This is a genomic window from Aestuariivita boseongensis (assembly GCF_001262635.1).
GTDB classification, from domain to species: Bacteria; Pseudomonadota; Alphaproteobacteria; order Rhodobacterales; family Rhodobacteraceae; genus Aestuariivita; species Aestuariivita boseongensis.
On sequence record NZ_JXYH01000004.1, the window covers coordinates 34,907 to 45,622 of the forward strand.

The window sequence follows — 10,716 nt, forward strand, 5'->3', positions numbered from 1 at the left end:
ACGCTCTCCCTTTCAGGTCAAAGACTTGGCGCGCGGCTGAGTGAAAGTCCAGCGCTCATCGCGCAGATGACCTGCGCCCTCTACACACCGGCGGGCCGCCCTTGCCGGAACGGCCCGTCTTCTTCTCTTTCCAAATACGGAATCCCGCCGCCAGCCCGGCAGCGCAACACTCAACTGGCGCGTTTCATCCCCATCACGCGGGCCCTTGCGCGCGGATCGGAATCAAACAGCGACGCCAGCTGTTCCGTCATCGCACCGGCCAATTGCTCCACATCCGTGATGGTCACCGCCCGGTCATAATAGCGCGTCACGTCATGGCCGATACCGATGGCCAGCAGTTCCACCAGCTTCTTCTTCTCCACCATCGCAATCACGTCACGCAGGTGTTTTTCCAGGTAATTCGCAGGGTTCACGGACAAAGTTGAATCGTCCACCGGCGCGCCATCCGAAATCACCATCAGGATCTTGCGCTGCTCGCGTCGCGCCAGCATCCGCCGGTGCGCCCATTCCAGCGCCTCTCCATCGATGTTTTCCTTCAGAAGGCCTTCCTTCATCATCAGCCCCAGATTGGGCCGCGTCCGCCGCCATGGCGCATCGGCGGATTTATAGATGATGTGGCGCAGATCGTTCAGCCGTCCCGGCGTCTGAGGCCGCCCGTCATTCAACCACGCCTCCCGCGCCTGACCGCCTTTCCACGCGCGTGTGGTAAAACCCAGAATTTCCACCTTTACGTCGCAGCGCTCCAGCGTGCGTGCCAGAACATCGGCACAGATCGCAGCAATCGAAATGGGCCGCCCGCGCATGGAGCCGGAATTGTCCAGCAAAAGCGTCACCACCGTGTCGCGGAACTCGGTATCCTTCTCGACCTTGAAGGACAAAGGCGTCGTCGGGTTCGCCACCACCCGCGCCAGACGACCGGCATCCAGAATACCTTCCTCCCGATCGAACTCCCAGCTGCGGTTCTGCTGCGCCTGCAAGCGCCGCTGCAGCTTGTTGGCCAGCCGCGATACCGCGCCTTTCAACGGCTCCAGCTGCTGGTCCAGATAGGCGCGCAGCCGTTCCAGCTCCACCGGATCAGCCAATTCTTCCGCGCCGATCTCCTCGTCATTGTCGGTCTTGTAGACTTTGTAATCCGGATCGGCATCCGACACGGGCTGAGGGGCAGGGGGTTCCAGCGGAGCCTCGCCCTCGGGCATCTCGGTCTCTTCGCCCATCTCCTGATCGGCCATGTCATCCATGCTGACCTGAGCTTGGGCGGCGTCCTGCTGATCTTCCTGAGCCTGTTCGGGATTGGCTTCCGCGTCTTCTTCCTCGCTGTCATCCTGACCGGTGCTGTCGGGATCCTGCTCCTCTTCGGCGTTTTCCTCTGCGCCGTCTTCTTCGTCTTCGTCGATCTCATCCGGATCGTCGCCCAGCTGATCGCCATAGCCCAGATCGGTGATCACCTGCCGCGCGAAGCGGGCAAATTCCGACTGATCCGCCAGGATATCCTGCAGGTTTTCCAAGGTGCCGCCGGCCTGATCCTCGATAAACCCGCGCCACAGATCCATGACGTTCTGTGCTCCGCCGGGCAAATCGCGCCCCGTCGCCAAGTGCCGGATCAGATAGCCCGCCGCGACAGCCAAAGGCGCCTCCGACGCCTCCTTCACTTGGTCATAGCCCCGCCGCAGCGCCTCATGGGCGATCTTCACGTCGATATTTCCGGCCGTTCCGGGCATGTCCCGCGCGCCCATCGCCTCGCAGCGCGCCATCTCCATCGCCTCATAAAGATCGCGCGCCATCTCGCCCGCAGGGGCATATTTCGCATGTGTGCCCGCGTCGTGATACTTGTGCTGCAACGCCAGCGCATCGGCGGTGCCGCGTGCCAGCAGAACCTCTTCCCGGCTCATCCGGCGAGAGACCTGCGGCAGGCGCATGGCATCCCCCGACAGGCCCGAGGGGTCAACCGAATAGCTCACCGAAAGCTCAGGGTCGTCCGCCATCACCTTCGTGGCTTCGGCCAGGGCCTTCTTGAAAGGATCGGCCGGATTGTCGGTGGGTTTGTTCATGTCACATCGTCCAAAGTCATCTGCCCTGTCGCCAGCCGCGCCAACACATCCACGTGGATGTCCAGCGCATCCACAACCCTATACCCCGGATCGGCCGCGTCAAACACAAGGCCCAGATCCGTGCCGCCCAGAACCACCGCATCCGCGCCCCGGTCGATCAGCTTTTGCCCTTCCGCCAGGAACATCGCTGTCTCCTCAGCCCTGGCCGCGCCCCGGATTGCCATCGCTTGATAGGCCTGCCCGATCCTGCCCAGATCGCCTTCCGGCACCAAGGCGGTGGTCTTCTCAAGCGCGCCGTAAAACCCCGTCTCCATTACGCGCCCGGTCCCAAGAATGCCGATCGTTCCCAGTTCTTCTCTTTCAAAATACGGATCCAGCGGCGTGACCCCACTCACCAGCGGTAGGGAAGACAGCGCCACCGTCTCCGCAAAACAGAAATGCCCACCCAACGACGTGATCGCCACGCAGTCACAGCCCGCAGCCTTCAACCCGTCAATCAGCCCGGCATAGATCTGCGCCTGCGCCGCTCGGTCATCGGCGTTGAAATTCCGCTCAAGGTCAGAGACTTGCGCGTGAGCAATGGTCAGTTCGATCCGATCAACGGCCGCTGTCAAACGCTGGTAATAGGCGACCGTGGCCGCCACCCCGATCCCGCCGATCAGGCCGATATGCATCTCAGACCAGCGCGGCGCTCGCCGCACTTTCTGGCAGTTCCTCGTCAAAGCAGCGCTGATAGAACTCCGCAACGGTCTGGCGCTCCAGCTCGTCGCATTTGTTCAGGAAGCTCAGCCGGAACGCATAACCCACATTGCGGAAGATCTCGGCGTTTTGCGCCCAGGTGATCACGGTCCGCGGGCTCATCACCGTGGACAGATCGCCATTCATAAAGGCCGTCCGCGTCAGATCCGCCAGCGTCACCATTTGACCAACCGTCTTGCGGCCCTTCTCGGTGTTGTAATGCGGCGCTTTGGCCAGAACGATCGCCACTTCAGCGTCATGGCTCAGATAGTTCAGCGTCGCCACCAGCGACCAGCGGTCCATCTGTGCCTGGTTGATCTGCTGCGTGCCGTGATAAAGGCCCGTCGTGTCGCCCAGACCCACGGTGTTGGCCGTGGCGAACAGGCGGAAATAGGGGTTCGGTGTGATGATCTCGTTCTGATCCAGAAGGGTCAGCTTGCCGTCATGCTCCAGCACCCGCTGGATCACGAACATCACATCCGCGCGGCCTGCGTCATATTCGTCGAATACGATGGCGCAGGGGTTGCGCAGCGCCCAGGGCAGGATGCCTTCGTGGAATTCGGTCACCTGCATGCCGTCGCGCAGCTTGATCGCGTCCTTCCCGATCAGGTCGATCCGGGAGATGTGGCTGTCCAGATTCACCCGCACCGTGGGCCAGTTCAGACGCGCAGCGACCTGTTCGATATGGGTCGACTTCCCGGTGCCGTGATAGCCCTGGATCATCACACGCCGGTTGCGCGAAAAGCCCGCCAGAATGGCCAGCGTGGTTTCGGGGTCGAACTTGTAGGTATGGTCGACATCCGGCACCCGTTCGGTCCGCTCGGGAAAGGCGCGTACCATCATGTCAGTGTCGATGCCAAAGACCTCGCGCACCGATACGTCTTCGGTGGGTTTGGCATTCATGTCGATTGCGCCGTCAGCCATAAGATGTCCTTTCATTCCTGCCCGGTGGCAGGCCCGTTTTCCAACCCGCACGTGGTGCAACATATTGCGGTGACGTGCAAGGGGAAGGCCGGGTTTTTGCCCCCGCTGTCAGATTGCGTTTTCTGACGCAGAAAACGCGGGGAATTTGACGCAAATTCCCCCACTCGAATGTCCCTATCTCTGCGTCAGAGATGGGGCAGAGTTTGCGTCAAACTCTGCCTGCTCATTCCTTGAAGCTGCGGCTGACCTTGATCTGGTCCCACGCCCAGACAACTTCCTGAAGCTGTTCTTCCTGACTGCGGTCGCCGCCATTCATATCTGGGTGCAGCACCTTGATTAGCTTCTTATAGGCTTTGCGGATCTCCGTCTTGGTCCAGGTGGCTTCGGCCTCCAGGATCTCGATCGCGCGTTTTTCCGTGGGGGGCAGCTTGCGCCCGCCGGTACTGCGTCCGGGGTTTTTCGTGGCATTGCCGCCCAGAACCTGATGCGGATCCTCGATGCCCAGCCGCGCCCAGGCCCGCGCTTCCGGATCGCCCATCGGCTTGGTCTGACGCTCCCAAACCTTGTCCTTGGATTGCTGGGCGTTGATCTCGGCCTCCGTCGTGCCGTCGAAGAAATTCCACTTCTGGTTATATTCCCGCACATGCTGCTGGCAGAACCAGAAGTAATCATCCAGCACATCCGGCGCCTTGGGCGCGCGATATTTCCCCGGCTCCTCGCAGCCGTCGTGATCGCAAATCCGGGTCGAGGTCTCAGACGCCCCCGACATGCCACGCCGCCCGCGCGGGTTCTTCTTCTTTGCGGAAGAAACCGACATATCAAACCCAAAGGGATCACTTTTGCTCATAACACATCACCTTCCGACTGCTCGGCGCGCCGCTCTTTTCGACTCGGACGGCTGAGTTTAATCTGTCCGCCACCAGATAGAAGAGGGCGGGGGCAAAAAAATCGCTTCCCCACGTAAATCCGCAAAAAGGCACAGCACATGAGCGTCACTTCAGAGATCACCCAGAAACTACAATCCGCGTTCGCCCCGCGCGAGTTGGAGGTGATCGACGACAGCGAAAGCCATCGCGGCCATGCCGGATATCAGGAGGGCGGAGAAAGCCATTTCAATGTGCGCATCCGGTCCGACGCGTTCAAGGGGCAAAGCCGTATTGCGCGCCACCGCGCGGTCCATGCGGCGCTGGGCCCCGAACTGGTGGGCCGGATCCACGCCTTGGCTTTGGATATCGACGCGTAACGCTATTCTGCCGCTTTGATCGCGGCCGCGCGGGCTCTCAATCCGGCGGTGACACCGGCGCCTGCGCTGATGTCTTCCGCGCGCGGCCCCTCGACGGGCACAGGTTGCAGCGGGGGCGGATCACGCCGCGCCTCCGCCGACACGGGGGCAGGGGCCGCAATCTCGCGCGGGGCAAACACCTCCAGGCTGCCGCCGCGCACCCTGCGAAACACCAGCAGATTGCGCCAATTCGTCGTCGATCCGGTCAGACCCTGCCGTTCTTCGCTGGGCAGCATGTCGGCGCGCACGTATTCCCAGCCTTCACCGGCCAGTTCGTTCATCAGGGTTTCCACCGCATGGGCGAACCGCGCCTCTGGCGTTTTCACACCTTTGGCCTTCGCGCCCTTGGTCGGGGCGGGCACTACTTTGTATTCGAATTCCGGCATGTCCAATTCTCACTCACACGAAAACGCAGTCTAACCCGCCCTGGCCAAAGGAGCCAGTGGCTCAGCCCCGCGGGATTCCAATCTTGCGGCCCACCCGTTCAGGCCGGGGCAGGGCCTTATGCGCCTGCAAGACCCCCTGCATTTTTGAAAACACATCCTCGGGCATGGGCGCGACCCTGGGCCCGCTGATGTCGATATGCAGGCCCAGCCCTTCCCCCGTGGCCGACAGCCAGCCATCCGCATGGTGAAGCTCCTGATAGAAATGAAACCGCTTCTCATCCATGTCGATCAGCTGAGAGGTCACGTAAACCGCATCCCCTTCCTTTAGCTCGCGCAGATAGCAGACGTGAAACTCGGCCGAAAACGTGCTGAAGCCGCGTGTTTTGGGGTAATTCGGACCGATCCCGAACTCGGAAAACAGATCATCCGCGCCCCGGTCGAACAGGACGTTGTAATAGGCCATGTTCAGATGGCCATTATAGTCGATCCATTGCGGTTCGACCGTCATCATGCGGGAACGGTGGGGGGCGGTCATGAGGATCCCTTGCGGCTTTCAACGCGCGGACCCTATGCCAGCGCACTGCCCAAGGACAAGGCCCCGCCGCCGCTCAGTCGGTCGGGCCGTCGAACTGCTCCCAGGCATCCAGCGCCTGCGCGGCATACATCAGCGACGGACCCCCGCCCATATAGACAGCGACGCCCAAAATCTCCTGAAACTCGGCCCGTGTCGTGCCCAGTTTGATCAGGGTGCGGGTGTGAAACCCGATGCAGCCGTCGCAGCGCAGAGCAATGGCGATGCCCATGGCGATCAGTTCCTTGGTCTTTTCATCCAGTGCCGCACTCTGCGTTGCGCCCTGCGCCAGGGCCGCAAACCCCTTCATCGTGGCGGGGATACCCTGTCTTAACTGACCCACCTGCCTCGAGATTGCATCGGTCAATGCGGGATAGGACGTGTTGCTCATCTGGCGCTCCTTTTGGCTCTTGCAGAAAAGCGCCTAACACCGTGCACCGCCCGGTGTTTTGAGCTGGATCAAACCTGTGAAAAAGCGAGCGTGATGCATTCAAATCGCACCTGTAAAGGCGCGACCCTAGCGTTGCACGGAACTGCGTCTGCCGCGCATCCAGCGAAAGATATACATCAGCGCCACCATACACAGGACAAGCCCCAGCAGATCGCCAACCGCGTAGATCAGTAGGACTTCATTGGCCAGGTCGAACTGCATGATTCCCGAAAAAACAAGCGTTTGCCCGACAGAGTTGATCACCGACGACACTGCGCCAATCAGAATCATGCCCCTCCATCGCAGTCTCTGCGCGCCGCCCGAATAGAAATGGAACCCCGCCAGCCGAAACAGCTCAAAGGCCAGAAATGCCGAAACCGCACCCACCAGAATGCTTTCGATCAACACAGGTTCCAGCAGGTTCAGATCGTCGCTGGGGGTAAACATCACCGATGCCAGCACGCTGCCCAGAACCAACGCCGGAAGGGCCTTCCAGCCCAGGGCCCAAGTGGCCAGAACCCGGACACCATGGGGCAAATAGATCAAACTGGCAAAGACGGTCGCTTCGGGAAGAACACTGGATTGGAGCGGATAGACCAAAAAAGTCGTCAGACCGTGGCACAGCACATATGCCGCAACGATCCAAAGAAAACTCATCACGGCACAATCCTGCCCAAGACATATCTGATTGACGTCAATAGCGCGTCATAAATCATTGTTTTACAGTGCTTAATCAAGTTTTCAGCTTACTCAGGTTCATGAGTCCGCCCGTTCGCTTCGAACCACATAATGGCGCGATTTATACCCATCGGCCCGCTCAAGCAGCCCCAGTTCAAGAAGGGATCTGAGCGCGCGGTGATAGGTCGCCTGCGCCAACTCCGAGACCAGCGAGTGCCTGCGGATCTGATCAGACGGCACCGCTTCGCCCTCCTTGGGTGTCACTGCATGGGCGGCAAGAAAAACGTCAAGTTCGGTCGGTGTCAGATCGTCCAGCCCGATGTCCCGCTCCATCTCGCGAAACATGCATCTTAGCTCAAACAGTGTCGTAATCTTATTCACGAAATCGAATATCCTGAAATATGCATGTCCTCTGCAATGCCCGTTTACACCTCTTCAGGTCAAGTGGGGATGCAAAAAACTATCACATTGACAATTTTCCAAAACTGTTTGAGCATCTTCGCCGGGAAGTATCCGTGAGTGGTGAAATCCCGGTATTTGAAATAATTTCTTCCCCGGTCGTGGCAATCGACCGGGGAAATTTTTTTTGCCTGTCGCCATTTCTTTGCGTTGCGTCAATCCGCAACTGCCCTCAACCATCTTGCCGGCGCAAGCGTCTTGGAAGACGCTTGGCGCGCCTCGCTCAAACGTGTTTCATATGCTCAGAGGGCGAGGTGCCCACAGCATTTTGCGGGTGCAAAACGAACAATCGCACCCGCAAGTCTTGTACAAAACGCACAAAACACAGGGCGTGGGTCACAGACCCAGCTTGGCAGCCACGATTTCGTTCACGGCTTTCGGGTTGGCTTTACCGCCGGTCGCCTTCATCACCTGACCCACGAACCAGCCCGCCAGTTTCGGGTTCTGTTTCGCCTTTTCGACCTGCGCGGGATTGTCGGCGATCACCTGGTCGACGGCCGCTTCAATCGCGCCCGTGTCGGTGACCTGCTTCATGCCTTTTTCTTCAACAATTTCAGCAGGATCGCCGCCTTCTGTATAGACGATCTCGAACAGGTCCTTGGCGATTTTTCCGCTGATATCGCCCTTGGCGATCAGGTCGATGATCCCGCCCAGTTGCGCCGGAGAGACAGGGCTTTCGGTGATGTCATGATCTTCCTTCTTGAGCCGGCCGAACAGCTCGTTGATCACCCAGTTCGCGGCCATCTTTCCGTCGCGGCCCGCAGCCACGTTTTCGAAATACGCGGCGGCTTCCACCTCGGCCGTCAGCACCGATGCGTCATAATCGGTCAGGCCGAAGTCCTTGATAAAGCGTGCCTTTTTCTCGTCCGGAAGCTCTGGCAGATTGGCGGCAATCTCATCGACCCAGGCCTGTTCGATCTCCAGCGGCAGCAGATCAGGGTCGGGGAAATAGCGGTAATCATGCGCCTCTTCCTTCGAACGCATGGACCGCGTTTCGCCCTTGTCGGGATCGTAGAGCCGGGTTTCCTGCACCACTTCGCCGCCCGCCTCGACAATGGCGATCTGGCGGCGCGCTTCAACTTCGATCGCCTGCTGGATGAAGCGCATGGAGTTCATGTTCTTGATCTCGCAGCGCGTGCCAAGGTGGGAAAAATCCTGTGTTTCCTGATACTTCTCGTAATCGCCGGGCCGGCAGATCGACACGTTCACATCCGCTCGCATGTTGCCGTTCTGCATGTTCCCGTCACAGGTGCCCAGGTACAGCATGATCTGCCGCAGCTTGGTCAGATAGGCAGCGGCTTCTTCTGGTCCGCGGATATCAGGGCGCGAGACGATTTCCATCAGCGCGACGCCAGTGCGGTTCAGGTCCACGAAAGACATGTTGGGATCCATGTCGTGAATGGATTTCCCCGCGTCCTGTTCGATATGGATCCGTTCGATCCGTACCCGGCGCGCCACGCCTTCGCCCATCTCGACCAGCACTTCGCCTTCGCCGACGATCGGGTGGTAAAGCTGGCTGATCTGATAGCCCTGCGGCAGGTCGGGATAGAAATAATTCTTGCGATCAAAGGCACTTACGAGGTTGATCTGGGCTTTCAGCCCAAGCCCGGTGCGCACCGCCTGTTCCACGCAGAATTCGTTGATGACCGGCAGCATGCCCGGCATTGCGGCATCCACGAAAGCGACGTTCGAATTGGGTTCGGCCCCAAATTGCGTGGACGCGCCCGAGAAAAGCTTGGCCTTGGACGAGACCTGCGCATGTACCTCCATCCCGATCACAAGCTCCCAATCGTGCTTGGCGCCGGCGATGGTTTTGGGCTTTGGGGCGTCGTAAGTCAGATCCAGCATGGTGCAGGCCTCTCTCGCGTCATATCACGCAAGGCTTCTAGGCCAGCGGATGGGGCTGGGCAAGAGGGTCAGGGCGTGATCTCAACCCCTTCCGGGGTAAAGGTGATCTGCTGACCTTCGGCAATCTCGGCCTCGAACAGATCGCTCAGCACCGCAAGCGCGCGCGCCTTGCCATGGGCGGCAAACCGGCTGAGCGAGGTGACTGAGGCGGCATTGTCAAACCCTTCGGCCGCATGGGCCCAGATAAGCGGGTGCAATTCGGTCATATGGTCACGGATCACCCATTCGGCGCAGGCCGCAAGGGTGGGGGCGGTGGCGTGATGCGGCCCGTGGCGCGCGATGGAGACCGCGCAATAAGCCGCCAGCAGGTTTGCGGTGGCCTGACCGGGTCTGCGCAGAAGAATGTCCTTCAGCCCGTCAATAAAGAAATCGGTATCCACCACCGCGCAGGCGCCTTCGTCATTGGCGACCGCGTCGAACATGACCCAGGTATATCCCGCATGGCCCCAGATATCCTGGCTGCGCGAAGCGGTGCGCCGCGCCTCAAGCTCAAGCTGGGCATAATCGCCGAACCAACGCGGCAGCAGGTGGTTGCCCATGGCGCGCATGTGACGCTCGTTATGGGGGTCAAGGTCGATCAGATCCTCGTAATCATCGGCAATGCGGGCGCGTGGATCGCGCAATCCCGGCAGCAGAGCACATCGTGCAGCCGCCAGCGCAGGGCTGTCGAGTTCGACCCCGTTGAACCGGTCGAGGATCTTGCCTGCGCGGTCGAAATGCGCGGCAAAGGCTGATTTGTGTTGTTTGGGTACGTCGATCTCAGCATCCGATCCGCGCCAGGCCCATCCAATGTCGATATGGGCAAGGGCCACAACCAGTGCGATGGCCGGGTCGGTATCATGTTCGGACAGAACCGCCTCGAGCCCGCCGATCCCAGACAAAAGCGCAGGCGATCCTGCAGGCACGCCTTCTGAAATCGCGTGTTCGGCGGCGGCCACCACGTCATTGCGCGCGCCAAAGGCCAGAAGATCGGTCACCGGCATACCGCCCGGCGTTTTCGACCGCGCGCGTTCGGCCATGCGGATCTTGGCCGCCAGATCGCACCAGCGGTCCTGGCGCGCCAGAAATTGGCCCACGCTGCGCAGGCGGGTGCATTCATCATCTTCTTCGGTGGTGTTGCGGACGGGGATATGCAGCAGACGTTCCGCATCGGCCAGAGAGGCGCGCGCGGCCGTGGGCAAGAGCGGATCCAGCACATCATCGGCAGGGCTGGCCCATGCCTTTACCTGTCGCGCCCAACGCGAAAAAGGTCCTGAATTTTCCATGGCCGTCCTGCAATACTCGTTCACGCT

General features: G+C 60.2%; 12 protein-coding genes. 1 reads left to right on the top strand and 11 read right to left on the bottom strand.

Going from position 1 to position 10,716, the window contains the following annotated elements; genetic code table 11:
• Window positions 1-170: 170 nt before the first annotated feature.
• The 4 genes from cobT to TR61_RS02825 all read right to left on the bottom strand — a co-directional run bounded on the left by cobT (window position 171) and on the right by TR61_RS02825 (window position 4,557).
• Window positions 171-2,048 (bottom strand): cobaltochelatase subunit CobT, encoded by a 1,878-nt coding sequence (cobT, locus tag TR61_RS02810; RefSeq protein ID WP_050928034.1) that lies wholly within the window; start codon window positions 2,046-2,048, stop codon window positions 171-173.
• Entirely contained in the window at window positions 2,045-2,722 is a 678-nt protein-coding gene (locus TR61_RS02815) for an aspartate/glutamate racemase family protein (RefSeq protein ID WP_050928035.1), read from the bottom strand. The genes cobT and TR61_RS02815 overlap by 4 nt, the downstream gene beginning before the upstream one ends.
• 1 nt (window position 2,723) lies before the next feature.
• Window positions 2,724-3,710 carry a cobaltochelatase subunit CobS gene (gene cobS, locus TR61_RS02820; RefSeq protein WP_050928128.1) on the bottom strand — a complete coding sequence of 329 codons (987 nt, stop codon included), beginning with the start codon at window positions 3,708-3,710 and terminating at the stop codon, window positions 2,724-2,726.
• A gap of 223 nt (window positions 3,711-3,933) precedes the next feature.
• A complete protein-coding gene (locus TR61_RS02825; RefSeq protein WP_050928036.1) occupies window positions 3,934-4,557 on the bottom strand; it encodes a DnaJ domain-containing protein in 624 nt (207 codons plus the stop codon).
• Between the two features lie 138 nt (window positions 4,558-4,695).
• Between TR61_RS02825 and TR61_RS02830 the strand changes: the two genes are divergently transcribed.
• Window positions 4,696-4,953, top strand: coding sequence for a BolA family protein (locus TR61_RS02830; protein ID WP_050928037.1), 258 nt, complete (start codon window positions 4,696-4,698; stop codon window positions 4,951-4,953).
• Window positions 4,954-4,955: 2 nt separating this feature from the next.
• Here the strand turns inward: TR61_RS02830 and TR61_RS19580 are convergent, their stop codons facing one another.
• From TR61_RS19580 to TR61_RS02865, 7 genes are all read right to left on the bottom strand, one after another.
• On the bottom strand, window positions 4,956-5,378 hold the full coding sequence (locus TR61_RS19580) for a DUF4177 domain-containing protein (RefSeq protein WP_082181818.1): 423 nt from the start codon (window positions 5,376-5,378) through the stop codon (window positions 4,956-4,958).
• A gap of 61 nt (window positions 5,379-5,439) precedes the next feature.
• Window positions 5,440-5,913 carry a thioesterase family protein gene (locus tag TR61_RS02840; RefSeq protein ID WP_050928038.1) on the bottom strand — a complete coding sequence of 158 codons (474 nt, stop codon included), beginning with the start codon at window positions 5,911-5,913 and terminating at the stop codon, window positions 5,440-5,442.
• Between the two features lie 73 nt (window positions 5,914-5,986).
• On the bottom strand, window positions 5,987-6,340 hold the full coding sequence (locus TR61_RS02845; RefSeq protein ID WP_050928039.1) for a carboxymuconolactone decarboxylase family protein: 354 nt from the start codon (window positions 6,338-6,340) through the stop codon (window positions 5,987-5,989).
• A 126-nt stretch (window positions 6,341-6,466) separates the two neighbouring features.
• Window positions 6,467-7,036: an MASE1 domain-containing protein gene (locus TR61_RS02850; protein ID WP_050928040.1), complete on the bottom strand. Its 570-nt coding sequence runs from the start codon at window positions 7,034-7,036 to the stop codon at window positions 6,467-6,469.
• Window positions 7,037-7,135: 99 nt separating this feature from the next.
• The gene (locus TR61_RS02855) at window positions 7,136-7,402 is read right to left on the bottom strand and encodes a hypothetical protein (protein WP_245626802.1); all 267 of its coding nucleotides are present in this window, start codon (window positions 7,400-7,402) and stop codon (window positions 7,136-7,138) included.
• A 450-nt stretch (window positions 7,403-7,852) separates the two neighbouring features.
• Entirely contained in the window at window positions 7,853-9,364 is a 1,512-nt protein-coding gene (gatB, locus tag TR61_RS02860; RefSeq protein ID WP_050928042.1) for an Asp-tRNA(Asn)/Glu-tRNA(Gln) amidotransferase subunit GatB, read from the bottom strand.
• A 68-nt stretch (window positions 9,365-9,432) separates the two neighbouring features.
• Window positions 9,433-10,689, bottom strand: coding sequence for a hypothetical protein (locus TR61_RS02865; protein ID WP_082181819.1), 1,257 nt, complete (start codon window positions 10,687-10,689; stop codon window positions 9,433-9,435).
• Between the last annotated feature and the right edge of the window lie 27 nt (window positions 10,690-10,716).